Below are 26,867 nucleotides of genomic sequence, written 5' to 3'. Positions count from 1 at the left end.
TCAATAGCACATAATGACGGATTTCATCTCGGTGTAGGACTCAATGAACGCGCTGCCGAATTCACGACCGATGCCGGAGGCTTTCCAGCCACCGAACGGCACGGCCGGATCCATGATGGTGTGCGAGTTGATCCACACCATGCCCGCCTCAAGGCGCCGCATCAGGCGCAGTGCTTTGCTGAAATCATTGGTCCAGAGACTGGCAGACAGGCCGTAGGTGCTGTCGTTCATCCACTGCAGCAGTTGTTCCTCATCATCGAACGGCATGAAGCTCAGCACGCCGGCAAAGGCTTCTTCTCGCATCAGCGGGTCATCATGCCCGTTAGCGCGGATCACCGTCGGCGTGACGTAAAACCCGTCTCCCGCCAGCGCCCGCCCGCCGCTGAGCACCTGGCCGCCCTGCCGCGCCCGTTCGAACAGCGCCTGCATGCGGGCAAAGTGTGGTTGGTTGCCCAGCGGCCCGTATTGCGTCGCTTCATCCAGCGGCGAACCGATGCGCAGCGTTTCTACACGCGCAATCACCCGCTCGACGATCTCGTCGAAGCGCGATGCATGGATATAAAAGCGCTCGGCAGATGAGCAAACCTGCCCCTGATGCACCAGCCCGGCAAGCATAATACCGTCTACCGCCCGATCGGCATCGACGTCGGCTAGAAACGCCGCCGGATTTTTGCCGCCCAGTTCCAGCGTCACGCGGGTCAGATCGGCTTTGAGCGCCGCTTGGCCGATAGCGATGCCGGCAGGCACGGAACCGGTGAAACTGACTTTGTTGACGCGCGGATGTTCTATCAGCCATTGCCCGACCTGGCGCCCGCCGTTAACCACGTTGAACACCCCGGCGGGCACGCCGGCCTGATGGGCCAGCTCGGCCAGACGCAGCAGCGTCAACGGCGCAAACTCGCTTGGTTTGACCACAATGCAGCAGCCGGTGCAAAGCGCGGCGGCGACTTTCCAGATGGCGATCATCACCGGAAAGTTCCAGGGAACGATCGCCGCCACCACCCCGACCGGCTCCCGATAGGTCATGGCGGTGTACTGCTCGCCGGCGAACGAAGGGATGGACGGCGTCAGCGTCTCGCCGTGCAGCTTGGTCGCCCAGCCCGCGTAATAGCGGATGAAAACGCAGGTATGGTCAACCTCAAAACGACGCGCGTCGCCGATCAGTTTGCCATTGGTCAAGGCCTCCAGTTGAGCAAACTCCTCGCGATGCGCCTCAAGCAGATCGGCAAGACGCAGCAAGATTTGCTGGCGTTGCGCAGGCAAACAGCGGCCCCAGTCCCCCTGCAATGCGCGTCCGGCACTCTCCAGCGCTCGATCCACGTCGTCGGCAGAGGCCGACGCCACATCGGCTATCGTCCTGCCGTTGGCCGGATTAACCACCGGTAAGCGTTCGGCATTAGCCGTCGGTTGATACTGTCCATCGATAAACTGCCCATGATCCTGCGCCAGAAAGGCGGAAACCTGCGGCAGAATGTGAATATCGGCCATCGTACTCCTCCTGCTTCGTCGGGTGGGTATTCGCGGACGCCGTCAGGCGCCGGTGTCGGGAATAACGGGGTTGCTGAGCGTACCGAGTCCGGCGATCGCTACCTCGACCCGATCGTCGGCCTGTAGCCAGACAGGCGGCTGACGGAAAGCGCCGACGCCGCCGGGCGTGCCGGTTACCAACACGTCGCCCGGCGCCAGCGTGGTAAAAGTCGAACAGTAAGCGATCAACGCCGGAATGGAGAATATCAATTCCGCTAGCGAGGCCTGCTGCATAACCTGGCCGTTGACCCGGGTTTCCAGCTGCAGCGATGTCGGATCAGGAATGCGATCCGCACTCAGCAACCACGGGCCAAAGGCGCCGGTGCCGCTGAAATTTTTACCGGCGGTAAACTGTGAGCTGTGGCGCTGCCAGTCGCGCACGCTGCCATCGTTATAACAGGCATAACCGGCGACATGCCGCAGAGCATCGCGTTCGGCAATGCGACGCCCGCCCCGGCCGATCACCACCGCCAGCTCGCCTTCATAATCAAGCTGCGCCGATTCTGTCGGGATCAGCAGCGGCTGGCCGTGGCCCACCTGCGAGGTGGGCAACCGCAGAAACAACGTCGGATGGTCGGGCGCTTCACGGCCCGTTTCCAGCAGATGCGGCCGATAGTTGAGGCCGACGCACAGGATCTTTTCCGGATTGACGATCGGCGGCAACCAACTGACCTCTGCGGCCTTCAGCGTGGCCGACGCGTCGCGCAACGGGGCAAACGCCGCCATGCCGCCGGCGGCCAACGCGCTGCGGACATCGGGGTAAGGCAGCAGCGCGCTGCCGTCGACAATCTCATCTTCTCCGCGCAGCAGGCCGTAACCGGCGCGGCCATAGGCCATAAAACTGACGATTCGCATGGGATCTCCTATCGTGTGGAGCCGCCATTGAAAGCGGGATTGTCCGCCTGTTCGATAATCCGCTGCGCGGTGTGCTGATAGTGCTGGGCCAGCAACGCAGCAGCACGATCCGCATCCCGCGCCAGCGCGGCGTCCATAATCGCCTGGTGCTCACCGTCCACATCCCGTTCAGGCACCGCGCCGGCCAGTTCATAACCGAAACGCAGCCGGCGATAACGTTCAGACTGATCGAACAACAGATCGGAAAATCGCAGCATCCACGGCGAACCGCAGGCCATCAACAGGCTGCGGTGAAACGCATAGTGAAGCTGGCTCCAGGCGTGCGTTTGCCCCTCATTTTCCAGACGCGGGCTGCGTTTGAGGCGATGAAACGCCGCAATGATCCCCGCTTCCCATTCGGCGTCGCCGTTGGCGATAGATAGCCGCAGCGCATGGGTCTCGATCATTTGCCGGTTGGCAGTGATGTCCTGCAGCTCCTGCAGCGACACTTCGCTGGCCCGAAAACCGCGTTGTTCATGCGCGGTGACCAATCCCTCGGTCACCAGCCGCGATAACGCTTCACGCACCAGGCCGGGGCTGATGTCCAGTTCGGCGGAGATATTGCCGATCACCAGTTTGCTGCCGGGTTGATATTGCCCATCGATAATGCGGCGACGGATCAGCGCCACCGCAGCGCCGCTCAGGCTTTTGAACTCCCCCTGCTGATGCAGCGGATTTTCCGTGGGTTTCATGTTCATTGCGTTCTCTTTTCGTTGCTTCGCTATAGCAGGGCGGGATAGGCACCGCCATCCAGATGCATATTTTGTCCGGTCATGTACCCGCTCATCTCGCTGCACAGGTAGACGCAGGCGGCACCGAACTCCTCCGGCAGCCCCATACGCCCGGCGGGAATGGAGTCGATCTGGCTCTGCCGCGCCTGTTGAAAGGTGATGCCGCGCTGCGCCATGGCGACATGCGCCATCTGCTGTTGACGCGGCGTATCGAAACGCTCGGGCAGCAGGTTATTGATCGTGACGTTATCGGCGACGAACTCGCGCGACAGCCCCTTGCAGGCTGCGGTGAGACCGGCGCGTGAGGCGGCGGACAATGTCATGTGGCCACGCGGCGTGCTGACCATCGCCGAGGTAATATTGATGATGCGGCCGAATCTACGTGCCCGCATTCCCGGTGCCAGCGCGCGGATCAACATTAGCGCGGCGAGCAGATTGCCCTGCAGCGCCGTCAACCACGCCTGCTCGTCGAAATCGAAGAAGTTGCCCGGCTCCGGGCCGGCATTGTTATTGACCAGAATATCGGCATCCGGGCAGGCGGCCAGCAGGGCCGCGCGCCCTTCTTGTGTGGTGATGTCGGCGACCACCGCCTGCACCTGGCCACCGATGTCCGCCAGCAGACGCTGCCGCGCCGCCTCTAGCCGTGTGGCGTCGCGGCCGTTGATCCAGACGCTGGCCCCTTCCTTCAACAACGCGGCGGCGCAAGCATACCCCAACCCGCTGCTGGAAGCGCAGACCAGGGCACGTTTATCCGCCAGCTTCATATCCATAACCGCTCTCTCCTATCGCCAGATAAGCCCATCGCTGAGCGTGGTGATGTTGCTTAAATGTCATGCTAACGATAAAAAATATAGACATCAATAAAAAATATTCTTTAATATAAAAAATATATTTTTTCGCGTTTCTGGCATTTCCACTATCACCCATTCAGGGAGAGCGCATGCAAGAGAACGAACGGTATGACTATATTGTGGTGGGCGGCGGTTCCGCTGGTTGCGTGGTGGCGGGCTTGCTGGCGGAGAATACCACCGCACGCATTTTGCTGCTGGAGGCCGGACGAGAAGACAAAAACCTGTTCATTCGAATGCCGGCCGGCTTTCCGGAGATCGTCGGCAAGCTGATTTGGCCCTACCAAAGCGACGACGAACCTCATATGGGCCATCGGGCGATGGGCATACCGCAAGGGCGCGTGTTGGGCGGCGGCAGCTCGGTGAACGGGCAGCTGTATGTACGCGGCCATGCGCAGGACTACGATGACTGGGAGCAACTCGACGGCTGTACCGGTTGGGGCTACCGCGACGTGCTGCCCTATTTTATCAAGGCGGAGTGCAACCAGAGTCTGCATGATGCCTACCACGGCGACCGTGGCCATCTCAAGGTCAGCGACTCCGGCTACCGCCACCCGCTGAGTTACGCCATCGTCAAGGCCGGGCAAGAGCTGGGTTATCCCTACACCCTGGATTTCAACGGCAAGCAGCAACAGGGCATCGGCTTCTATCAAACCACCACTTTTCAGGGACAGCGCTGCAGCACTGCTGCGGCCTACCTGACACCGATGCGCCACCGGCCCCATCTGCACGTAATGACCGGCGTTCTTGTGGAGCGCCTGCTGCTCGAACGCGATCGCGCCGTGGGCGTTGCATACGTCGATAGCCACGGCAAACGTCGGCAGGCGATGGCCGAGCGTGAGATCGTGCTGTGCGCCGGCGCTATCGGCACGCCGAAACTGCTGATGCTGTCCGGTATCGGCCCAGCGGATCATCTGCGCGAGGTTGGCGTCAAACCCACTCTCGACACCCCGCTGGTCGGCCAACGCCTGCAGGATCACCTGCATTTCTCCGTCGTCGCCGCCCTGAAACATCCCATCAGCCTGCTCGGCCAAGACAAGGGCGTCAAAGCGATGGCGAACGGTCTGGAATGGCTGCTGTTCAAACGCGGCATTTGCGCCTCCAACCTGCTGGAGTGCGGCGGATTTTTCTCTACCGGCGATGATGATCGGCCTGACGTGCAACTGATGGGGTTGGCGGCGGCAGACAACGTGGACGACAAAGGCAGACAGGCGCAGAAACTGCACGCGGTCTCACTGAAACTTGCCCACCTGCGGCCGCAGGCCCGCGGCGAAGTGCGCTTGCGGGACAGCAACCCGCGCTCTCTGCCGGATATTCGTCTGAATTATCTGGCCGAGGAAGCGGACGTCGCCGCGCAAATCAGGGCGGTGCGTCTGGGATTGCGGCTGTTTCAGGCGCCGGCTCTGGCTGACGTGATCGAACGCGTCCTGTTGCCGACGCCGGATCAGCACAGCGATGAACAGTTGGCGGAGTTCGTGCGCCAACACGGGAAAACCGAGTACCACCCCGTCGGCACGTGCCGCATGGGTGCCGAACCGGCGGATTCGGTGGTGGATTTACAACTGCGCTTGCACGGCATAAGCGGCGTCCGCATCGCGGATGCCTCGGTGTTTCCCCGCATTCCGGCAGGCAACACCAACGCGCCAACCATCATGGTGGCGGAACGCGCGGTCGATATGATGCTGGCAAGCCTCGAGGAGCAAGACAATGCATAAAAAACTGACGCTGACGTTTGACAACGGCCCCCACCCGGTAGGTACGCCGCTGGTGCTCCAAACGCTGGCGGAACGTCGAATTCTGGCCAACTTCTTTCCCATTGGCGAGAAAATCGCCGCAGAAGGCGGCGAAGCGCTGGTCGCCGCCGTCAAACAGGCTGGACACCGCGTCGGCATTCACACCCTGACTCACTCGCTGCCTTTGGGGTTGGGCGCCCCGGGCTTCGCTCGCCATGAGATCACTGAGGGGCAAGCCCGACTCGGCACCTACGCCGAATCGCCCCCGCTGTTTCGCCCCTATGCCGGCAAAGGCATTCTTGGCCCGCACGTGCTGAACCAGGAAGCGGTCGAGGTCTTGCAGCAGCAGGGTTTTACCCTGGTGCTGTGGAATTCAGTACCGCGCGACTGGGAATTGCCGACCCACGGGTGGGTGACGCGTGCGCTGGAGGATATCGCCGCCCAGCCCTGGACGGTGATGGTGTTGCACGACGCGCGCCCAGAGGCGATGGAACATCTCGGCGATTTCCTCGATCAACTGGTGCTGCGGGATGTGGAGATCACCCAGCAACTGCCCGACTGGGTGATGCCGATCCAGGCCGGCGTGGCTCGCCATCCCTTCGCCGCCCTGGTGGCGCCGGCAAACGCGTGACAGTGCGATAAGGAGACAGATGATGCAACCCAATAACGTGATTGGCGAATTTCATTATCAACAATACCCGGTTCGGCTGCCGCCGCTGGAGGGCGGCCGCGAAACGCGCCGCCATCAGGTGGTTATCGTCGGCGGCGGGCCGGTCGGTTTGGCCACCGCGCTGGCGCTGGCGCGACAGGGCGTCGCTTCGCTGGTTCTGGAGAACGACACTCAGGTGTGCACCGGCAGCCGTGCGGCCTGCATCTCGCGTCGCAGCCTGGAAATCCTCGATAAGTTGGGCGTCGTCGCCGCCTTTGTCGACAAAGGGCTGGCCTGGACCCGCGGCCGCAGCTTTTATCACGGCGAACAGGTGATGCAATTCGACATGCTGCAGGATGACAACCAGCAGTTTCCGGCGATGATCAATTTGCAGCAGTACTACATCGAGCAGTTCCTGCTAGATGAAGTGATGCGCTGTGGCGATCTGATCGAAATCCGCTGGGGATCAGAGGTGCAGCGCATCGTGCCGTCAGACGAGGGCGTCAAGGTGTCGCTGCAGGCGGCGGGCGTCAATTATCAGCTCGAAGCCGATTGGCTGCTCGCCTGCGACGGTGGTCGCAGCCGCATGCGAGAACAGCTGGATTTGCATCTGCAGGGCCGGGTACACAAAGGGCGTTTCGCCATTATCGATATCGAGCTGGAAAGCGAAACCCCGGCAGAACGCCGAGTCTGGTTCGAAACACCGCTCCGTCCAGGCCCGATGTGGATGCACCGTCAGCCCGATAACATTTGGCGCATCGATTACCTGCTGGAGGATCATGTCAGTGACGAAGAGGGTCTGAAACCGGAAAACGTCCTGCCGGTGGTGGAAGGCTTTCTGAAGATGGTCGGCGAAACGGGACAATGGCGACCGATCTGGATCAGCATGTACAACGCCAAGGCACTGTCGCTGGAGCGTTACCGACACGGCCGAGTGTTGTTTGTCGGTGATGCGGCGCACGTGGTGCCGATCTTCGGCGTGCGCGGTCTCAACGGCGGCCTGGACGACGCCTACAACCTGGGGTGGAAACTGGCCTATGTTCTGCAAGGGCGCGCGCCGGATCGCCTGCTGGACAGCTACTCCCACGAACGCCACGGTGCCTGGCGCGATAACGCCGATCAAGCGAGCCGCAGCGCGGAATTCATGTGCCCCGCTACGCCCGGCGGCACCACGCTACGCAACGCGGTGCTGTCGCTGGCGGCCCGTCATCCGCAATTTTCGTCGCTGATCAACCCACGTCAGACCCACAGCATCCGTTATACGGATTCCCCGCTGAATACCCTGACGACAGACGACGATCTGCCCGGCCCGGCGGTAGGCTCGGTGTTAGACGAGTATCCCCTGCTGCAGGATGGCCACCCCCAGGCCCTGACAGGGCTGCTTGACGCGCGCAGCTTCACCCTGCTGCACTTCCCGGCGCAGACAGAGCCCGATACAACGGCATCGCCGGCACGAGAGCTGCAAACGCGTTACCCGCTGCGCATCGTCACCGTCGGTTTGCCGGGGCGGCCGCGGCACGGCGATGCCGGCGTCATTGAAGATCCGCACGGGCGGCTACACGTTGCTTACGGCACCGCACAAGACGCGCTGTATCTGGTTAGGCCTGATGGCCACGTGTGTTGGCGCTGGGGACAGCCGCAACCGGCCACGGCCCAACAAATCGAGCAGGCCCTGCAGCGCGCCTGCGCTCACCTTAGTGGCGACAAGGAGACAACCGATGAAAACTAAGCTGAACGACCGTCAACGCGATGAGATCTATCGCTATTTCGAGCAGGCCGCCGGCCGCTTCAGCGGTGAAGACCTGGCGCTGTTTTTGGCGCGACTGAACCTGTTGCTGCTGGAGGCGCTGGCGGATGAACAAACGGCCCGGGCGTTGATTACCGAGGCTGCTGAGCTACAGCCAGAAAGCGCTCAACCCCCGGCCGAAAAAGCGGCGCGCTGATAATACTCCGCCAGGAAATCCACGAAGCTGCGTATGTTAACCGGCAGGTAGCGCCGGTTAACGTACAACACGTACAGCGAACGGCTGGTCCACACGTATTCCGCCATCACCCTGACCAGCGCACCGGCGGCCAGCGCTTCCCTGACCACGAACTCCGGCTCCAGGATTATGCCCCGGCCTTCAAGCGCGCTGGCGAGCAGCGCATCGCCGCTGTTGGCGCGCAGCGTGCCGAATACCGGCACTTCAATCGCCCGGCCCTGCGCATCCAGATATTCCCATTGTTCCGTACGCGGCAACAATGAATACATCAGACAGTTGTGGTCGCGCAACGCTTGCGGTGAGGTGGGAACGCCGTGCTTTGCCAAGTATTCGGGCGAGGCGCAGAGAACCCGCGGGATGTCGCATAGCCGGCGCGCCACCAGCGTGGAATCGGACAAATTGGCCACGCGGATCGCCACGTCGATGCCCTGCTCAATCAGGTTGACCAACTGATCGCTGAGGCAAAACTCGACCGCTACACGCGGATAGCGGCGTTGATAACCCGCCACGATAGTCGCCAGCTCGGCGCGACAGTATGGGTGCGGCGCGCTGATGCGCAACGTGCCACCAGGTTGCCCTTGATTGCCCATATACTCGTCCAGCGCCTGACATTCGGCGGTAATGCGCTGGCTGAAGGCGTAACATTCACGCCCAGCCTCGGTCAGCGTCATCGATCGCGTCGTACGCTGCAACAAACGCACGCCGAAATGCTGTTCCAGCTCGGCGATGTATTTGCTGACCCGCGGGCGTGAGAGATCGAGCGTTTCCGCTGCGGCAGTGAAACTACCTTCGGCCACGACGGCGTTAAACACGCGCAATGCGTTGATCATATCCATGTTTTCTTTCCGTTCCCCTAGTGCGTTATTAGCACACTATAGGCCATCTATTGGTGCCTATGCGTTACCAGTATGGTGTCGTTTATCTACTCGTCGCGGTAACGTCGTCCCGCTAGTTTAGTTACTCACCCGCTAAGCGGTGTCTACTAAGGGATCCGAGATGAGTAGCCAAAGCAAAACCTTCGCCCAATGGCGGCAGCAAGCCGCCGGGCTGCAAATTGAAGGCCGCGCCTATATCGCCGGCCGGTATCAGGATTCAGCCGATGGCGCGACTTTCATCGACGCCAGCCCGATCGATGGGCGTCCGCTGGCCAACATCGCCGACTGTGATGAAGCCACGGTCAACCGCGCCGTGACGGCCGCCGAACAGGCGTTCAAAAACGGCGACTGGGTGCGACGCTCACCGGCACAACGCAAGGCGGCACTGCTGCGGCTGGCCGACCTGGTGGCGGAACATCAGGAAGAGCTGGCGCTGCTGGAAAGCCTGGATACCGGCAAAACCATCCATGAATCGCTGGATATGGACATGCAGGATGTGCAGATCGCCATCCGCTACTACGCCGAGGCAATCGACAAGATCGCCGGCGAGATCGCCCCGACCGGCGATGCCTTTCATGGCATGATCACGCTGGCGCCACTCGGCGTGGTGGCGGTGATGACGCCGTGGAACAATCCGCTGATGATCGCCTGTTGGAAAATAGCCCCGGCGCTGGCGATGGGTAACTCGGTGGTGTTCAAACCGTCGGAGAAAGCGCCGCTGACCGGCATTCGCCTGGCCGAGCTGACCCGCCTCGCCGGTATCCCCGACGGCGTTTTCAACGTGGTGACCGGTGGCGCTCAGGTGGGCAAAACGCTGGCGTTGCACCCTCGAGTGCGCGCAATGGCGTTCACCGGCTCCACGCAGGTCGCCAAACAGCTGCTGATCTACGCCGGGCAGTCCAACATGAAGCGCACCTTCCTGGAAGGCGGTGGTAAAAATGCGCACATCATTTTTGCCGATACGCCGGATTTGGCGCGCGCGGCGCGCTTCGCCGCGCTGGGATTCTGCGCCAACCAAGGGGCGGTGTGCGCCTCCGGCACTCGACTGCTGGTGCAATCTTCCATCAAGGAGTCGTTTTTGACGCTGCTGGTGGAAGAGTTGCAGAAATGGCAGCCGGGGCACCCGCTGGATCCGGCCACTACGATGGGACCGTTGATCGATGCTCAGCATCAGGCCAACGTGCTGCGCTATATCGAATCGGCACGCGCTGAAGGTGCCAGCATCGTCAGCGGCGGCCAGGCCGACAATGCCCTGCTGCCGGGCGGATACGTGCTGCCGCCCACGCTGATCGACCACGCCACCCCGGAGATGACCGCCTCAAAAAACGAGATCTTCGGGCCGGTCGCCTCGCTGATGACCTTTGACAATGAGGAACAGGCCATTCGGTTGGCCAACGACAGCGAATACGGTCTGACCGTCGGCTTTTGGACGCCGGACATCGCCAAAATCCACCGCGTCGCGCGGCAGCTGGAGGCCGGCACCGTGTGGGTCAACCATTTCCTGACGCGGGACATTCTTTCGCCCTTCGGCGGTTTCAAACAATCCGGTATTGGCCGCGATCTGTCGCTGCACGCCCTGCCGCAATACGGCGAAATGAAGGCTACCTGGATCGCACTGCAAGATATCGACGCCCATTGAACGGTCGAGAGGAGACACTATGAAACAAGATAAAAGCACCGCTAATGCCGGACGCCGAAAGTTCATTGCCGCTAGCCTGGCGATGGGCGCGGCGGCAGCGCTGCCGTTTTCCGGCTATACGCGCGCCACCGCCCGTGCCAACGATCCCAAATACGATTTTATTGTGATCGGCGCCGGCTCTGCCGGTTCGGTAGTGACTCGCCGGCTGGTGGACGCCGGGCTGCGCGTGCTGCTGCTCGAGGCGGGGCCGCGCGACGATATGCCGGCGATCCATAACCCGCCGGAAGCGATGGCACTGTGGCACTCTGCCGTTGACTGGGGATTCTCAACCCAGCCGCAAACCTTCGCCGGCAAACAGGATATCTATTGGCCACGCGGAAAAACGCTGGGCGGTTCCAGCGCCATCAACGGCATGATGTACGTGCGCGGTCTGCCGGAAGATTATGACAACTGGGCCGCGCTGGGTGCCGCGGGCTGGGCCTGGCGGGATGTGCTGCCTTATTTCCGTAAGGCGGAAAACTGCAATATCGTCGGGCTTTCCGCGCAGCACGCCACCGGAGGCCTGTTGCAGGTTTCACGGCCGGCGATGACGCCGCTGGCCCACGCGTTTGTCGAGGCGGGCCAGCAGACGGGCTTGCGCTGGGTTGAGGATTACAACGACGGCAACGATCCCAGCGGCGTCAGCTTCCCGCAATACACCATGACGCCGAACGGCAAACGGGCCAGCGCCTGGGTGTGCTACGGCGACGCCATTCGCCAGGCGCCGAACCTGTCGGTCATGACGGAGGCGCGGGTGTTGAAGCTGTTGAACCAAGGCGAACGCATTACCGGGGTACACTTCCTGCATCGCGGCATCGACTATCGTATCGAAGCCAAACATGAGGTGCTGCTGTGTGCCGGGTCGCTTATGACCCCTTCCATTCTGTTACACTCCGGCATCGGCCCGGCGCAGCAGCTGGAAAAACTGGGTATGACTGCGCTGGTCAACCTGCCAGGCGTCGGTGAGAACCTGCACGATCACCTGGTTTGCCCGATGGTGTGGTCTTCCCCGCAGCCGGTCGAGATCGGTTTGGCCTCCGGTATTGAAGCGCAGATCTTCCATAAATCGGCGCCGCAGTTGAACGGGCCGGATACGCAGTCGCTGCTATTCACCCTACCGTTCCTGCCCGGCGTCAGCCAGGGGTATACTGTCACGCCGGGTCTGGTGCGGCCAAAAAGCCGCGGTCGGCTATGGCTCGGTTCGAACGATCCCCTCCAACCTCCGTTGATGGATCCGCAGGTGTATGCCGAGAACGAGGATCTGGAAATCATGACCGACAAGGCGCTGTTGATGCGCGACGTAATGCACCAGAGTGCTATGGCGCCGTGGCGCGGTCGAGAACAAGGCATGGATGGCGTGAACAGCCGGGCACAAATGCGCGACTATATTCGCCGCGCTACCGGCTCTTATCACCATCAGGTGGGCACTGCACGCATGGGCGTCGATGATATGGCGGTGGTCGACCCACAGTTGCAGGTACGGGGTTTATCGGGGCTGCGAGTGATCGACGCCTCGGTGATGCCGGTCATTCCTAGCGGCAACACCAATGCGCCCAGCATCATGATCGGTGAAAAAGCCGCCGATATGATCCTCTCCGGCCATTAAGGCCTTTGCCGCCCGCTAGCGGGCGGCGCTCTTCACATTATCAGCCAGATAAATCATAGCGTGCGCAAAAGATAACCATGCATAATGGTAAGTGACGGACACAGCATAGGTGACGTCGCCTGCATCAAACGCCTTGCCCCATTTCTCGGCAGCACAGGATACGCACGTATGACCGACCCTGATTTCAACCTGTTGATCGCGCTTGACGCGCTGCTGACGGCGGGCAGCGTCGCCGGCGCCGCACGGCGTCTCGGTTTAAGCGCCTCGGCGATGAGCCGTACCCTAAGCCGGTTGCGCGCGGCCACCGGCGACCCTCTGCTGGTACGCGCCGGCCGTCATATGGTGCTGACGCCCTATGCCGAAACGCTGCGCGAGCGGGCGCGGCACGCAGCGTTCGAGGCGCGCGCGGTGTTGCGCCCGGCGCAGGGCGCATTGGATCCCGCCGCGCTGGAACGTACCTTCACGCTGCGTGCCAACGAAGGCTTCGTCGAAGCCTTCGGCCCGGCGCTGATCGCCGCCGTTGCCGAACAGGCACCGCGGGTGCGTCTGCGCTTTGCGCCCAAGCCGGAGAAAAGCGACCGGCCCCTGCGTGAAGGGCTCGTCGATCTGGAGATTGGCGTACTGGGTGACATGGGCCCGGAAATTCGCCTGCAGGCGCTGTTCCGCGATCGCTTCGTCGGCGTGATGAGAACCGCGCATCCGTTGGCGCTGCAGCGGGAGATCGGCGCCGCCGACTACGCCGCCTGCGGCCACGTGGTCGCCTCACGCAGCGGACGCATCCTCGGGCCGGTAGACGCCGCGCTGGCGGAGCTGGGGCTGGCACGCCATATCGCCGCCGTGGTGCCGAGCTTTCCGGCCGCGCTGGCGGTGGCGCAAGCTTCGAATCTGCTGGCGTTGCTACCCGCTTCCTTCCTGCATGCGCAACCGGCGGGCGGCCCGCTGCGCGTCTTCGAGCTGCCGGTGAAAACGCCGCCCATCACCGTGTCGCAAATGTGGCATCCGCGCCTGGACGCCGAGGCGGATCACCGTTGGTTACGACAGCTGTTGTTGACGGTCTGCCGTCAGCGCGAGCCGGTATCGCCTCGCACTGAGTGACATTGTCACTACGTTTGACGTTGTGGATATCGGGTGGGTCTAACCGCCATCAAAGCCCCTATAGCCTGAGGGTTGTTCCCCCTCGCGCGATCGGAGAACATAGCGTTCACGATGCCTGACTCAGTGAAGCGCCCATGACACTTCCTCCTCTCTGGCCGGTGTTCGACGGCCATAACGACCTGCTGCTCAACCTGTGGCTGCAGCACGACGACGATCCGGTCACCGCCTTTTATTCCCGCGTCACGCCCGGTCACCTCGATTTTTCCCGCATGCGGCGCGGCGGATTTTTCGGCGGACTGTTCGCGGTATTTATTCCCCCGGTCAATTATATCGCCCAGATGCGCAACCAAACGCAGAACGAGGCGCAGGCGGCCTTCGATCCGCTGGCGATCGCCGAACGGCAAATCGCCATCCTGCAGCAGCTGGAGCAAGCCTCTCAGGGGCAGCTGCGCATCTGTCGCACCGCTACCGAGATAGAACAGTGCCGTCTCAACCGGCAGATCGCTGCGGTGTTGCATATTGAAGGCGCCGGCATGATCGACGCGGAACTGACGCAGCTGGAGGCCTTCTACCGGCTGGGCGTGCGTAGCATCGGGCCATTTTGGAATCTGCCGAACGCCTTCGGCGCCGGCGTCAGCGGGCCGTTCCCCGGCTCACCCGATACCGGCCCCGGCCTGACGCCGGCTGGCGAGGCGCTGATCCGCGCCTGCAACCACCGCCGCATCATGGTAGACGTCTCGCACATGAACGAGAAAACCTTCTGGCAAACCGCCGCGCTGAGCCAAGCGCCGCTGGTCGCCACCCATTCCAATGCCCACGTTCTCTGCCCGCAGCCACGCAACCTGACCGACGCCCAGCTGGACGCCATCGCCCAGAGCGGCGGGATGGTCGGCGTCAATTTTGGTACCGCCTTCCTGCGTGCGGACGGAAAACGTGACAGTGCAACAACAGGCTTAACAGAAATTGTTAAACACGTTGAGTATTTGATCGCTAAACTTGGTGAAGATCGCGTGGGATTTGGCTCTGATTTTGACGGGGTCAACGTACCACAACCGTTGGCGGATGTTGGCGGCCTGCCGCTGCTGACGCAAGCGCTGGCGCAGGCCGGGTTCGATAACCGGCTGCTGGAGAAGCTGACCTGGCGCAACTGGCTGAACGTGCTCTCCGCCACCTGGGGTGAATAACCCGGTTACGCTTTAAAGGTTGCGATCTCCGTCACATTTCGTCAACATTGGGCCGGCCGAATGCGAACGTTTCTCATTAGGCTCGAACTATTACGATGCATGCTAAGGAGCACCGCTATGACTACCTGGACTAAACCTGAGTTTGTTGACCTGCGTCTGGGTCTGGAAGTGACGCTGTACATTTCCAACCGTTAATCGCCCGTCCGCCCGCCTTTCGCGCGGGCATTTCTTTCCCTCTCTTTCTGGTTTAGACATGCAGATAAAAGTTCTCGGCTCAGCAGCAGGCGGCGGCTTTCCCCAGTGGAATTGCAACTGCGATAACTGCCGGGGCGTTCGCGACCACAGCATCAACGCCACTCGCCGCACGCAGTCTTCCATCGCCGTCAGCGACGACGGCAAAAACTGGGTGCTGTGCAACGTTTCCCCGGACATTTGCCATCAGCTGCTGGCCTCGCCCGAATTGAACAATCCCGACGTGCTGCGCGGCACCGGAATCGGCGCGATCGTGCTGACTGACAGCCAAATCGATCACAGCGCGGGTTTGCTCAACTTGCGCGAGGGCTGCCCGCATCACGTTTGGTGCACGCCTGAAGTGCATGACGATCTCAGCACCGGTTTCCCGGTGTTTCCCATGCTCTCCCACTGGAACGGCGGGTTGATTCACCATCCGGTGACGCCCGGTGAACCGTTCCGCACGGCGGTATGCCCGAACGTGCGCTTTACCGCCATTCCGCTACTCAGCAACGCGCCGCCCTATTCGCCCTACCGCGATCGCCCGCTGCCGGGCCACAACGTAGCGCTGTTTATCGAAGATACCGCACGCGGAGTCGGGCTGCTGTACGCACCGGGCCTGGGTGAACCGGACGAGGCGCTGATGCCGTGGCTGTGCCGCGCAGACTGCCTGCTGATCGACGGCACCCTGTGGCGCGACAACGAGCTGGCCAACGCCGGCGTGGGCCGCAATACCGGCAAAGACATGGGGCATCTGGCGCTGGCGGAAGAACACGGGCTGGCAGCCCTGCTCGCCACCTTGCCCGCCAAGCGCAAAATTCTGATCCACATTAACAATACCAACCCAATCCTCAATGAAGACTCGGTAGAGCGGCAAAGCCTGACCTCCGCCGGCATCGAGGTGAGCTGGGACGGCATGAACATCGAACTGTAGGGAATCGCCATGACGCAACCACTGCCCCTGACTCCGCCGGCATTTGAAGCGGCGCTGCGCGCCAAAGGCGCTTATTACCATATCCACCACCCGTACCACATCGCGATGCACAATGGCGAAGCGACCCGGGAGCAGATCCAGGGCTGGGTGGCCAACCGGTTCTATTACCAGACCAGCATTCCTATCAAAGACGCGGCGATCATGGCCAACTGCCCGCAATCGGAAACCCGCCGTAAATGGGTGCAACGCATCCTGGATCACGATGGCTACGGCGGCAGTGAAGGCGGCATCGAAGCCTGGCTGCGCCTGGGAGAAGCCGTTGGGCTACAGCGCGACGCTCTGCTCTCTGAAGAATTGGTGCTGCCGGGCGTGCGCTTCGCGGTGGACGCCTACGTCAATTTCGCGCGCCGTGCCTGCTGGCAGGAAGCGGCCTGCAGCTCGCTGACCGAACTGTTCGCGCCGCAAATCCACCAATCGCGCCTCGACAGCTGGCCGCAGCACTATCCGTGGATCGACGCCGCCGGCTACGACTATTTCCGCAGCCGCCTCGGCCAGGCCAACCGCGACGTGGAACACGGTCTGGCGCTGGCGCTGGACTATTGCGACACCGTTGAAAAGCAGCAGCGCATGCTGGAGATCCTGCAGTTCAAACTGGATATTCTGTGGAGCATGCTGGACGCCATGAGCATGGCCTATACCCTGAACCGCCCGCCTTATCACAGCGTGACCGCCGCGCGGGTATGGCACAACCAGAGGCTGGTGTAATGACGCTGAACCCTGAACACACCCCCGTCTTCCGCCGCGGCTACCGCCTGCAATGGGAACAAGTGCAGAACAGCCACGTGATCCTCTACCCGGAAGGCATGGCCAAGCTGAACGACAGCGCCGCCGCCATCTTGCAGTTGGTCGACGGCCACACCACGCTGAACGGCATCATCGCCCAGCTGAACGCCCGTTTCCCCGGCGCCGACGGGTTGGCGGATGACGTGCTGGAATTTTTCCAGCGCGCCTACGAACAAAAATGGGTGACCTTCCGTGACTGAAGCACGCGCGCCGGCGGTGAACCCGCCACTCTGGCTGCTGGCGGAGCTGACCTACCGCTGCCCGCTGCAGTGCCCCTATTGCTCTAATCCGCTCGATTTTGCCGCGCAGGAAAAAGAGTTGACCACCGCGCAGTGGATCGAGGTGTTTCGCCAGGCGCGGGCGATGGGCAGCGTACAGCTCGGTTTTTCCGGCGGCGAGCCGCTGGTGCGTAAAGACCTGCCCGAGCTGATCGCCGCCGCACGCGATCTCGGCTTTTACACCAACCTGATCACCTCCGGCATCGGCCTGACCGAGAAGAAGCTGCAGACCTTCGCCGACGCCGGGCTGGACCATATCCAGATCAGTTTTCAGGCCAGCGACGAAACGCTGAACGCCGCGCTGGCGGGCTCCGCCAAGGCGTTTCAGCAGAAGCTGGCCATGGCCAAGGCGGTCAAGGCGCTCGGCTATCCGATGGTGCTCAACTTCGTGCTGCATCGTCATAACATCGGCCAGATCGACCGCATTATCGAACTGGCGATCCAGCTGGATGCCGACGACGTCGAGCTGGCGACCTGCCAGTTCTACGGCTGGGCGCACCTGAACCGAGAAGGCCTGTTGCCGACTCGCGAGCAGATCGCCGAAGCGGAGGCGGTGGTGAAACGCTATCGCGAACGCATGGCCGCCGACGGCAAGCTGGCCAACCTGCTGTTCGTCACGCCGGACTACTATGAGGAACGGCCCAAAGGCTGCATGGGCGGCTGGGGGGCGATCTTCATGAGCGTGACGCCGGAAGGCATGGCGTTACCCTGTCACAGCGCTCGCCAGTTGCCGATCGCTTTCCCGTCGGTGCTGGAGCACGATCTGCAGCATATCTGGTACCACTCGTTCGGCTTTAACCGCTATCGCGGCTACGACTGGATGCCGGAGCCCTGCCGTTCCTGTTCGGAAAAAGAGCAAGACTACGGCGGCTGCCGTTGCCAGGCCTTCATGCTGACCGGCAACGCGGACAACGCCGACCCGGTGTGTGGCAAATCACCGCACCACGGCACCATTCTGGCGGCGCGGGAAACGGCGAATCGCTCGCAGGTCGGTATCGATCAGCTGCGTTTTCGCAATCAGACCAACTCCCGTTTGATCTTCAAGGGCTGACGATGACGCTCACCGCTGCCTCGTGGCAATTCGACAACGGTTTGGGCGTCAAGGCGATAAGCGACCCTACCGCTACCGGCGCCGCCGCGCTGGTGCGCATAGAAGCCGGCAGCTTTCAAGCGCCCGTCGCCTGGCCTGGTCTGGCGCATCTGCTGGAGCATATGCTGTTTCGCGGCAGCGCGAATTTCAGCGCACAAGATGGCCTGATGGGCTGGGTTCCATCGGCCGGTGGCCGGCTGAATGCCACCACCCAGGCCACGCAAACCGCATTTTTCTTCGAGGTGGGCGCCGAGCATTTGGCACCGGGGCTGGCGCGTCTGAGCGATATGCTCGCCGCGCCTCTGCTGGCAACTGAGGCGATCGTGCAAGAAATCGAGGTCATCGATGCCGAATACCGCCTGCTGCGCGCCGATGGTGAAACCTGCTGCGATGCCGCGCAGCGGCAGATGTTCGGCGGCCTGGAAGCATTGCACCGTTTTCATATCGGCAGCCGCGCCGCCTTCGGCAACGACATTTCCGCCTTGCAGCAAGCGCTGCGGCAGTTTCACCAGCGCTATTTTCGCGCGCCCAACATGACGCTGTGGCTGCAAGGCCCGCAGTCGCTGGCGCAGCTGCATGCGCTGGCGCAGCGCTACGGCAGCAGTTTGCCTCCGGGCAGCGCCACACAGCATGAAGCTTCACCGTCGCTGACCGCGGCGGAAGATCACACCCTGTCTCTTCCCGGCACACCGCAGCTGAGACTGGTATTTGCCCTACCGCGTTCCCATTCCCGCGGTTGGCTGCGGCGGCTGGAGCGCCTGCTGCTGGACGAAGCCTCCGGCGGGCTGCTGGCCCGCCTGCGCGCTCAGGCGTGGTGCGACGCCGTTCGGCTGGATTATTCACGCTGCAGCGAGAACAGCGCACTGCTGAGTTTTATCTTTACCCTCAATCACGGTTCAGCCGCTGAAGCCGCCCAGATCGAAAGCGCGCTGCTGGCGTGGCTGCGAGCGCTGCAGGCGCTGGCGCCGGCTCAGCTTGCGCATTATGGGCAGCTGGCAAATCGCGATTTCCACCGTTTGGCGCCGCTCGATCAGCTGCGTGCCAGAGCGCTTGGGCTGCCACCGGCGGAGGAAGACGACGATTGGTCACGGCATATTGCGGCGCTGATTAACGCGCCGCGTCGTCGCCTGGCCGTGCGGCCCGAAGGCGACAGTGAAACCCGTGAAATTCAGGGGCTGCCGCTGGCGCTTGGCGCCTTCGCCGGCGCCGAGCTGAATTCTACAGCGGAACCTTTCCGCTTTTTCTCCTCCTCGGCGGCGCTGCCGATCCCGTCATTGTCTTCCGGCCAGGCGCCGCTGCGGCACCTGCTACCCGGAGAGCCGCAGCCGGTGCTGCTGCTGCGGCCGGCGCCGTCCAGCGCCTTCAGCGACGAACAAGCCTACGGCTGGCAGGCGGCGCTGCGCACCGGGGCGGCAGAGCTGGCGCATCGGGAGGGGCATTTAAGCTTCGAACGCCATCAGGGCGTGTGGCTGCTGCAGCTGGCGGGCAGCAACGCGATGATCTGTCACGGACTGAGCGTAGTGAACCGGGCGCTGGCGGCACTCACGCCGGCCATCCTCAACGAGGCGGCGAGAAATCTGCGCCATACGCAGCTGAAAGAGCAAAACGATATCGCCATTCGCCGCCTGCTAGCCCAATTGCCGACGGCGCTCAGCGCACCGATAGCCACGGCGACTCGGTGGCACGCCACCTTAATCGGCGGCGATAGCGAATTAAAACAGCAGCTGTCGCACCTGCTGTGCGACTTCCCCTATTCCGTGGCCGCAGAGCCCCAGATGCCGACACATCAGCTCCATCGTCCCTTCACGCTGACGGAAAGCGGTGCCGAGCACGCCCTGCTGCAGTTTTATCCGCTGCCAAGCGAGGAAGCCGAAGGACGTTGGGCGCTGCGCGTGCTGGCCCAGCTTTACGCACCGCGTTACTTCCAGCGGCTGCGCGTGGAACGCAACGTTGGCTACGTGGTGCAATGCGCCTTGCACCGCTGCGCCGATGCCGAAGGCCTGATGTTCGCGCTACAATCCCCCACGTTCGCCGTTGAACAGCTGCAACAGTTAACTGCCGAATTCTTATTGCAGATGCGCCATGTACTGGCGCATGTGGGCGCTGGCGAGCTGGAGCAAACGCAACAAGCGTTGCGGCAAAACTTGCAGCGCCTCAGCGCCGCGCCGCTGCAGCGCGCGCGGGAAATCGCGTTGGAGAATCGCCCCGCAGTGGCGCGGGTGGCTACCATGCCGGCGGTGCAGCTGCGAAGCTGGCAGCAACGGATCTTCCGGATCGAGGGCGCTTAAACCTGTACCGCCCAGTTAGCCCGCCGTGTACAGCACAATGGGTAGGCGATGCCGGTCAGCACCATGCTGATCACCCAGGAAATGTCTGCGCCCGGGATCAGATTGGCGTAAGGGCCGGAGAAAAACGCGTTCTCAACGAAAGGCACCTGCACCGCAATACCGCCGAAATAAACGCCGAGCGCGCGGGTGTTGAGCAGGCCATAGCGCCCACCGTCGGCGCTGAAAATAGCCGAGATGTCATAGCGCTGACGGTTAAGCAGGTAAAAATCGATCAGGTTGATCATGCACCACGGGATCAGCACCGAGATCAGAGCAAAGATCAGATTCAGGAACAGATGAACGAAGTTGGCCGAGGCAACCAGCGCCACCCATACCGTTCCCAGCAAAATCATTGCCGAGAACAGCGTACGTATACGCGCATTCGGCATCCACTGCGGTAAGAAGGTTTGTACAGCGGTAATCAGCGACAGCACCGCACCGTACAGATTCATTGAGTTATGGCAGATGATGTTGATCAGAAACAGCACCATCAGTACCGGCCCCAACCCTCCCGTCGCCTGGCGCACCGCCTCCATGGCATCGTCGCTGCCGGCGACCAGATTGACCGCCACCATGCCGAACACGAAGGCTAAAATGGTGCCGCTGCAGGCACCGAAGTAGGTATACAGGAAGGGTTTGGCAATGCCGACTTCCGCTGGCAGGTAGCGCGAATAGTCTGACGTGTAGGGCGAGAAGCTGATTTGCCAGACGGCGCCGATGCAGAACGTGGCGAACCAACCGGCAATGCTGAACGACCCACGTTGCCAAAAATCCGCCGGCATCGGTTGAGAAAACATCAATATCAATCCGAGAATCAGCGCGCTGCCCATCACCCAGGCGCCAACTTTGTTGATCTTGTGGATGAAACGGTAGCCCACCACCCCGATCAGCGTCGCCAGCACTGCGCCAATCACCGTGGCCACACCTATGTTCAACGACGGAATGACGTTATGGATGACCTTGCCCGAAAGCGTGATGTTAGAAATAAAGAACCCCAGATAGATCACCGTGGCAAATACGATCACCAATAGCGAACCGTAACGGCCGAACTGCGCCCGGCTCTGCACCATTTGCGGTATCCCGACCTGCGGCCCCTGAGCCGAGGTCAGCGCCAGAAAAATACCGCCGAACAGATGGCCGGCGATAATCGCGCTCAGCGCCGAGAGAATATCGAGATGAAACGTCTGCGTGGAGATGGCCCCGGTCACTACCGCCAGCGGCGCAATGTTGGTGCAAAACCACAGGGTGAACAGGCTGCGGGCGTGGCCATGACGCTCCCCGGCGGGAACAAAATCGATCGACTTGTCTTCAATAAACGCGGTCTGCTCTGGCTGAGAATTCATATATCCCCCGGTTAACGTGGATTATTATTTTTTTACAGCGTGTAGGGTGCGAATACGTCGAAAAAAGCGTGCGCTTGCCCCGGCGACATTGCCGTCGCCGGTATCAACGCGATGAATACAGGGTTGCCGGCGCGATCTGGGATCGCGCCTGTTTGCGCTGACTCAGCGCATGACGAAGGGATCGTCTATCGGATCGTCACTGGTGCGCAGCCATACCGTCTTGCTGGTGGTGTATTCCAGCGCAGCGTCCATCCCGCCTTCGCGACCAAACCCCGACTTGCCGTAGCCGCCAAACGGCGCCAGCGGCGATACCGCCCGATAGGTGTTGAGCCACACCACGCCCACCCTCAGACGACGCGTTACCCGATGCGCGCGCGTCAGGTTCTGCGTGAAAATGCCGGCCGCCAGGCCATAGGCTGAGTCATTGGCAAGCTGAATCGCCTCCGCTTCGTTCCTGAAGGTCAACACCGACAGCACCGGGCCGAACAGCTCTTGCTTAACGCACTCGGCATCGGGGTGTCCGCTGCAATCGACGATCGTCGGCGGGTAGTAAAAGCCCGGTGAATCGATCGTCGTATGCCCAATCACCAGTTTCGCCCCCTGCTCCAGCGAACGGCTGACGATGGCGGCGATTCGTTCTTGCTGCTGCCTGGTGCACAGCGGCCCGAACTGGGTATCCGGACGATCCGGCGGCCCGATGCGGATGTTGCGCACCTTCTCCGTCAGCCGGGCCAGGAACGCGTCTTTGATGCTTTCCGCCACCAGCAGGCGCGAGCCGGCTACGCAGCTCTGGCCCGACGCGGCGAAAATGGCCGCCACCTGCGCATTCGCCGCGCTGGTCAGATCCGCGTCGTCGAAGACGATAAACGGCGATTTCCCCCCCAGCTCCAGCGAGGTGCTGGCGAGATTTTCCGCACTGCCGCGGACGATGTGCTTCGCGGTTTCCGCGCCGCCGGTAAAGGCGATATGGTCTACCTGCGGATGCGCCGTCAGCACCGCGCCGCATTCGGCGGCAAAGCCGGTGATCACATTGCACACGCCACGCGGAAAACCGGCCTCGTCTATCAGTTTGGCGAACGCCAGCAGCGGCGCCGGCGCGGTTTCTGCCGCCTTGACCACCAGCGTGCAGCCGGCGGCGATCGCCGGGCCGATTTTCACCGCCGCGAGAAACAGCTGGCTGTTCCAGGGAACGATCGCCGCCACTACCCCGATCGGTTCGCGTCGTACCCAGGTTTCCATGTCGGGTTTGTCGATCGCGAGCACGCTGCCTTCCATCTTGTCGGCCAAGCCGGCGTAGTACCGGTAGTACTCCGCCACGTAAGCGATCTGCGCTTGGGTTTCCCGGATGATCTTGCCGGTATCCAGCGTCTCCAGCCGCGCCAGCTCGGGAGCGTGCTGTTCCAGCAAGTCGGCCAGCCGCAACAACAGCTTGCCGCGCGCGCCGGCGGTCATGTCGCGCCACTCGGCCCCCTGGAACGCCCGGTGCGCCGCCGCAACGGCGCGATCCACATCCTGAGCGCGGGCTTCCGCTATCTGCGCCCAGGGTTCACCGGTCGCCGGGTTGAGCGAGGCGAAGGTCGCCGAACCGGCGTCAAATCGGCCGTCGATGTAGAGTTTGAACGATTCCATCAGCGCCTCCGTTAGTGAAATTCCGGCATCACGCAGCGAATGAACCGCTCCAGAGAGGCCTTTTTACGCGCAAAGCTCATGCCGCTGTCGATCCACAACGCAAATTCGTCATAACCCAGCGCCTCATATTTTTTCAGCCGCGTAATGACCTCATTGGCGGTGCCGATAGCCAGGTTGGCGCGCATCATGTCGGCGGAGTAATAGGTATTGGCTGCGATCTCTTCATCGCTCAGCGGCTGAATCAGCCCTTGCCGCACCGGCCGCTGGTTCTTGAACCAGGCGCCGAAGTAGTGGTAGAAACGGTTGAGCTCTTCCGCCGCCTGGCGAGCGTCCGCCTCGTCCTCCGCCACGTAGCCATGCTGCAACAGCATGATCTTCAGCGGCTGATCGGCGGCGAAGCGGGCGCGCGCCTCGTTGAAACAGGTCACCAGCCGCACGATCTCCTCTTCACCCTGATGCAACGGCGTAACCTGAACGTTGCAGCCGTTTTGCACCGCAAATTCGTGGCTGTTGGGATCGCGCGCTGCCACCCAAATCGGCGGATGCGGCTGCTGTTTCGGCAGCGGTGAGGAGGTGGTCGCCGGGAATGACCAGTACTCCCCCTGATGGGCATAGTCGCCCTGCCAGAGTTTTTTCACCGCCGGGATCAGCTCACGCATGCGCTGCCCGGCATCCCAGGCGGTCAAACCGGGCATCAGCCGTTCGTATTCATAGGAATAAGCGCCGCGCGCGATGCCCAGCTCCAGCCTGCCGCCGGTGATGATGTCGGTCATCGCCGCCTCACCCGCCAGACGGATCGGGTGATTGAACGGCGCAATGATGGTGCCGGTGCCGAGCCGCACCCGAGAGGTGCGCCGGGCAATATCCGCCAGATTGATGAACGGATTCGGCGCGATGGTAAAATTCATGCCGTGGTGCTCACCGGTCCAGATGGCGTGCATGCCGCCGCGATCGGCGATTTCGCAGAGTTCGATCATCTCCTGGTAGAGCTTTTCCTGCGACTCTTCGGGTAACGTTCGTTCCATATGCACGAATAAAGACAGTTTCATCACACTCTCCCGTTCAGCCTCAACCGGCGAATTGCTTGATGGCACCGCTGTGCTCATCGCCATAATAGATACCGTAATTGCCCACGGCGTTTTCTTTGACGAATCGGCCCAGCATCGACTGCAGCGCCGGATCCTTGATCGGCAGCCGCGCCAGCGTCGGCATGTCGAACCATTCCGCCGCACTCAGCTGCGGCGTCAGGCTACCGGCGTCGGTCGGCAGCGCACACAGAAAAACGATGTGTTGCTGGTGTTTCTGCCGATCGTCATAGACGGAATAGACGAAGCCCGGATGGGCGTTGATGCCCAACTGCTGCAGCAAATCCCCCAACGTTTCGCTGACGCTGCGTTTTTCCACCGTGCTGGACGGCAGCTGATAGCCGCCGTCGTTTTGCCGTACCATCACGGCATGCCCTTCAAATTCGATCAGCGCGCTCACCACCACCTGTGGCCCGCCAATCAGCGACTGGGCGTTTTGATAAGGCGTGAAATAAGCGCCGCGGTAATATCCCAAACCGGCGGTAGCATTGGACTCGAACCCTTCGACCTTGCCGATCAGAATGGCATGGTCACCGGCGTCCACCACCTGATGCAGCGAGCAGTCGAACCACGCCGAACTGTTATCGATCAGCGGCACCCGTGACGCGCTCCAGCGCCAATCGATCAGCGCAAAGCGGTCTTCGTTCTTTTGCGCAAAAATGGTTGAAGCCTCTTTTTGCTGTTCCGCCAGAATATTGATGGCGAAGTGGCTGCACTGGGTAAAATTCTCCAGGTTCGCCGAACGTTTATCGATGCTCACCAACAGCAGCGCCGGATCCAGGGACACCGACGAAAACGAATTGGCGGTGAAGCCAATCGGCTGCCCTTGCTTGTCTATCGAGGTCACAATGGTGACACCGGTCATAAAAGCGCCGAAAGCGTCGCGCAACTGCCTGCGTTTATCCGCGTCCATTTGCCGCTCCTAAAGTCAAAGGTTGCTCTGCGGTCAGAAAGTCGAGCATCAGCGCGTTGACGCGTTGCGCATCGGTCAGACTGACCATGTGTTTGGCGTTCTCAATGATCACGGCGCGCCCGTTCGGTGCGGCCTGCGCCATTTGCCGCGCCATCTCCGGGCTGGAGTTAGCGTCGTGCTCGCCGGTCAGCACCAACACCGGGCAACGGATAAGGTGCCAACGCTGGGCATACACCCGATCGCCGGTGGCAAACGCCTGATAAGCACGGGCATAACCCGCTATGTCCACCTGTTGCAACCAGCCACCCACCTGCCGGCGCAGACGCTGTTCGGCGGGATCGGCGCCAAACCACCGGCTCAGCGGCGAGTCAAGCTGCGTCTGGCCGCAGGCCAACGCGCTGGCGCGTTGCGCGACCGCGGCGCTGGCCTGCGCTGAACGCTGAAACACGCCACTCATCACCACAGCGCGATTGACCCGCTCCGGATAATCGATCGCCAAACCGGCGGTGATCAACGCCCCCATCGAATGCCCAGCCACCGCAACGCTCGGCACATCCAGGGTGTTTAAGAAGGCCGCCATCCAGCGCACGTAATCCTCCAGCGTCGCGGCGTGGGCGAAGCCTTCGCTTTTGCCGTGGCCCGGCATATCGACGGCGATGACCCGAAAGTGCGCGCTAAGCGCATCGAGCTGGGGATACCAGGCCTCCGCATTCATGCCTACGCCGTGGATCAACACCAACGGCTCGCCACGCCCGGCCTCCAGATACCCCACCCGCAGAGCGGGCTCAGACAGCTGCCGGATTGTTCTGATCATGGCCCAGCTCTTTCAGATCCAAATAACGGTTGCCGATACGATGATGCGGCCGCCCCCCCAGCGCCGCACCCAGTGCGATGACGATCTCGTCGTCGAAGGGCGCGTCGTTGATGTTGAACTGGAATGTCAGGTAGTGCTCGCGGCTGCCTTCATCGTTTTTCCCCATCATCGGGATCAGGATCGGCGCGTTGGCCGGCCCACGGGTATTGTTGAACGCCAGATAGCTTTTGCCGTTGACCGCCGAGCGATAGTGGTTGCCGAAATGCAGCGTGTGAATCAGCGCCGAGGCGTGTTCCAGCTCGCCGCCCAACCCCACCACCGCACTTTTGCCGAAGGCTTCCACCCGCTCGCCGGAGCCGGCCTCCTTGAGGATCAAACCGGTCAGCAGCTCACCCAGCACCGGCGCCATTTCTCGAATCTTGGGCGCCAGATCCTCAACAAAGCCTTGCCCGGCCCAGGGATTTTTAATCACCGCCGCCGCGGCGATCATCACCAGTGGTTTGCCCGCCGACTTGCCACCGTCGGCATAGAGGGTTTCTGTCGAAACCAGGGTCTTGCGAATGTCTTGATGCATAAGG

25 protein-coding genes are annotated in these 26,867 nt (G+C 61.9%); 14 read left to right on the top strand and 11 right to left on the bottom strand.

Going from position 1 to position 26,867, the window contains the following annotated elements; translation table 11 throughout:
- Genes EGY12_RS18625 through EGY12_RS18610 form a run of 4 tightly spaced genes read right to left on the bottom strand, consistent with a single transcriptional unit; the run spans position 1 to position 3,922 of the window.
- Positions 1 to 1,488, bottom strand: a complete 1,488-nt coding sequence (locus EGY12_RS18625; RefSeq protein ID WP_123894937.1) for an aldehyde dehydrogenase family protein — start codon at positions 1,486 to 1,488, stop codon at positions 1 to 3.
- 42 nt (positions 1,489 to 1,530) lie between these two features.
- Positions 1,531 to 2,382: a fumarylacetoacetate hydrolase family protein gene (locus tag EGY12_RS18620; RefSeq protein WP_123894936.1), complete on the bottom strand. Its 852-nt coding sequence runs from the start codon at positions 2,380 to 2,382 to the stop codon at positions 1,531 to 1,533.
- A gap of 8 nt (positions 2,383 to 2,390) precedes the next feature.
- Entirely contained in the window at positions 2,391 to 3,119 is a 729-nt protein-coding gene (locus tag EGY12_RS18615) for a GntR family transcriptional regulator (RefSeq protein ID WP_123894935.1), read from the bottom strand.
- 23 nt (positions 3,120 to 3,142) lie between these two features.
- Complete coding sequence (locus EGY12_RS18610; protein WP_123894934.1) at positions 3,143 to 3,922, bottom strand: SDR family oxidoreductase; 780 nt, start codon at positions 3,920 to 3,922, stop codon at positions 3,143 to 3,145.
- Positions 3,923 to 4,092: 170 nt separating this feature from the next.
- Here EGY12_RS18610 and EGY12_RS18605 point away from each other — a divergent pair, with 170 nt between their 5' ends.
- Genes EGY12_RS18605 through EGY12_RS18590 form a run of 4 tightly spaced genes read left to right on the top strand, consistent with a single transcriptional unit; the run spans position 4,093 to position 8,325 of the window.
- Complete coding sequence (locus EGY12_RS18605) at positions 4,093 to 5,715, top strand: GMC family oxidoreductase (protein ID WP_123894933.1); 1,623 nt, start codon at positions 4,093 to 4,095, stop codon at positions 5,713 to 5,715.
- Positions 5,708 to 6,364, top strand: a complete 657-nt coding sequence (locus tag EGY12_RS18600) for a polysaccharide deacetylase family protein (RefSeq protein WP_123894932.1) — start codon at positions 5,708 to 5,710, stop codon at positions 6,362 to 6,364. Before EGY12_RS18605 ends, EGY12_RS18600 begins: the two co-directional genes overlap by 8 nt.
- 19 nt (positions 6,365 to 6,383) lie before the next feature.
- On the top strand, positions 6,384 to 8,111 hold the full coding sequence (locus EGY12_RS18595) for an FAD-dependent monooxygenase (RefSeq protein ID WP_216641502.1): 1,728 nt from the start codon (positions 6,384 to 6,386) through the stop codon (positions 8,109 to 8,111).
- The gene (locus tag EGY12_RS18590; protein ID WP_123894931.1) at positions 8,101 to 8,325 is read left to right on the top strand and encodes a hypothetical protein; all 225 of its coding nucleotides are present in this window, start codon (positions 8,101 to 8,103) and stop codon (positions 8,323 to 8,325) included. Before EGY12_RS18595 ends, EGY12_RS18590 begins: the two co-directional genes overlap by 11 nt.
- Here the strand turns inward: EGY12_RS18590 and EGY12_RS18585 are convergent.
- Complete coding sequence (locus EGY12_RS18585) at positions 8,295 to 9,200, bottom strand: LysR family transcriptional regulator (RefSeq protein ID WP_123894930.1); 906 nt, start codon at positions 9,198 to 9,200, stop codon at positions 8,295 to 8,297. The genes EGY12_RS18590 and EGY12_RS18585 overlap by 31 nt on opposite strands.
- 160 nt (positions 9,201 to 9,360) lie before the next feature.
- On the opposite strand from EGY12_RS18585, the gene EGY12_RS18580 reads away from it, so the two are divergent.
- The 10 genes from EGY12_RS18580 to pqqF all read left to right on the top strand — a co-directional run bounded on the left by EGY12_RS18580 (position 9,361) and on the right by pqqF (position 20,466).
- Positions 9,361 to 10,878: an aldehyde dehydrogenase family protein gene (locus EGY12_RS18580; protein WP_123894929.1), complete on the top strand. Its 1,518-nt coding sequence runs from the start codon at positions 9,361 to 9,363 to the stop codon at positions 10,876 to 10,878.
- 19 nt (positions 10,879 to 10,897) lie between these two features.
- Positions 10,898 to 12,523, top strand: coding sequence for a GMC family oxidoreductase (locus tag EGY12_RS18575; RefSeq protein ID WP_123894928.1), 1,626 nt, complete (start codon positions 10,898 to 10,900; stop codon positions 12,521 to 12,523).
- Positions 12,524 to 12,691: 168 nt separating this feature from the next.
- Positions 12,692 to 13,618, top strand: a complete 927-nt coding sequence (locus EGY12_RS18570) for a LysR family transcriptional regulator (protein WP_123894927.1) — start codon at positions 12,692 to 12,694, stop codon at positions 13,616 to 13,618.
- A gap of 134 nt (positions 13,619 to 13,752) precedes the next feature.
- The gene (locus tag EGY12_RS18565; protein WP_123894926.1) at positions 13,753 to 14,802 is read left to right on the top strand and encodes a dipeptidase; all 1,050 of its coding nucleotides are present in this window, start codon (positions 13,753 to 13,755) and stop codon (positions 14,800 to 14,802) included.
- Between the two features lie 117 nt (positions 14,803 to 14,919).
- Entirely contained in the window at positions 14,920 to 14,997 is a 78-nt protein-coding gene (gene pqqA / locus EGY12_RS18560; protein WP_004937827.1) for a pyrroloquinoline quinone precursor peptide PqqA, read from the top strand.
- A 58-nt stretch (positions 14,998 to 15,055) separates the two neighbouring features.
- Positions 15,056 to 15,967: a pyrroloquinoline quinone biosynthesis protein PqqB gene (gene pqqB / locus EGY12_RS18555; protein WP_123894925.1), complete on the top strand. Its 912-nt coding sequence runs from the start codon at positions 15,056 to 15,058 to the stop codon at positions 15,965 to 15,967.
- 9 nt (positions 15,968 to 15,976) lie between these two features.
- Positions 15,977 to 16,732 carry a pyrroloquinoline-quinone synthase PqqC gene (pqqC, locus tag EGY12_RS18550; RefSeq protein ID WP_123894924.1) on the top strand — a complete coding sequence of 252 codons (756 nt, stop codon included), beginning with the start codon at positions 15,977 to 15,979 and terminating at the stop codon, positions 16,730 to 16,732.
- The gene (gene pqqD, locus EGY12_RS18545; RefSeq protein WP_049199562.1) at positions 16,732 to 17,010 is read left to right on the top strand and encodes a pyrroloquinoline quinone biosynthesis peptide chaperone PqqD; all 279 of its coding nucleotides are present in this window, start codon (positions 16,732 to 16,734) and stop codon (positions 17,008 to 17,010) included. The genes pqqC and pqqD overlap by 1 nt, the downstream gene beginning before the upstream one ends.
- Complete coding sequence (gene pqqE, locus EGY12_RS18540) at positions 17,003 to 18,139, top strand: pyrroloquinoline quinone biosynthesis protein PqqE (protein ID WP_123894923.1); 1,137 nt, start codon at positions 17,003 to 17,005, stop codon at positions 18,137 to 18,139. The genes pqqD and pqqE overlap by 8 nt, the downstream gene beginning before the upstream one ends.
- 2 nt (positions 18,140 to 18,141) lie before the next feature.
- The gene (pqqF, locus tag EGY12_RS18535; protein WP_123894922.1) at positions 18,142 to 20,466 is read left to right on the top strand and encodes a pyrroloquinoline quinone biosynthesis protein PqqF; all 2,325 of its coding nucleotides are present in this window, start codon (positions 18,142 to 18,144) and stop codon (positions 20,464 to 20,466) included.
- Here the strand turns inward: pqqF and EGY12_RS18530 are convergent.
- From EGY12_RS18530 to EGY12_RS18505, 6 genes are all read right to left on the bottom strand, one after another.
- Positions 20,463 to 21,848, bottom strand: coding sequence for a cytosine permease (locus EGY12_RS18530; RefSeq protein ID WP_123894921.1), 1,386 nt, complete (start codon positions 21,846 to 21,848; stop codon positions 20,463 to 20,465). The genes pqqF and EGY12_RS18530 overlap by 4 nt on opposite strands.
- A gap of 162 nt (positions 21,849 to 22,010) precedes the next feature.
- Positions 22,011 to 23,477 (bottom strand): aldehyde dehydrogenase, encoded by a 1,467-nt coding sequence (locus EGY12_RS18525; protein WP_123894920.1) that lies wholly within the window; start codon positions 23,475 to 23,477, stop codon positions 22,011 to 22,013.
- Positions 23,478 to 23,488: 11 nt separating this feature from the next.
- The gene (locus EGY12_RS18520) at positions 23,489 to 24,526 is read right to left on the bottom strand and encodes an LLM class flavin-dependent oxidoreductase (protein WP_123894919.1); all 1,038 of its coding nucleotides are present in this window, start codon (positions 24,524 to 24,526) and stop codon (positions 23,489 to 23,491) included.
- Between the two features lie 19 nt (positions 24,527 to 24,545).
- Positions 24,546 to 25,475, bottom strand: coding sequence for a flavin reductase family protein (locus EGY12_RS18515; RefSeq protein WP_123894918.1), 930 nt, complete (start codon positions 25,473 to 25,475; stop codon positions 24,546 to 24,548).
- Entirely contained in the window at positions 25,462 to 26,289 is an 828-nt protein-coding gene (locus EGY12_RS18510; protein ID WP_123894917.1) for an alpha/beta fold hydrolase, read from the bottom strand. The genes EGY12_RS18515 and EGY12_RS18510 overlap by 14 nt, the downstream gene beginning before the upstream one ends.
- A complete protein-coding gene (locus tag EGY12_RS18505) occupies positions 26,261 to 26,863 on the bottom strand; it encodes an amino acid synthesis family protein (protein WP_033648297.1) in 603 nt (200 codons plus the stop codon). Before EGY12_RS18505 ends, EGY12_RS18510 begins: the two co-directional genes overlap by 29 nt.
- Positions 26,864 to 26,867: the final 4 nt, after the last annotated feature.

This window comes from Serratia sp. FDAARGOS_506 (assembly GCF_003812745.1).
Classification (GTDB): Bacteria; Pseudomonadota; Gammaproteobacteria; order Enterobacterales; family Enterobacteriaceae; genus Serratia.
This window is presented reverse-complemented; position numbering and strand designations above follow the sequence as displayed.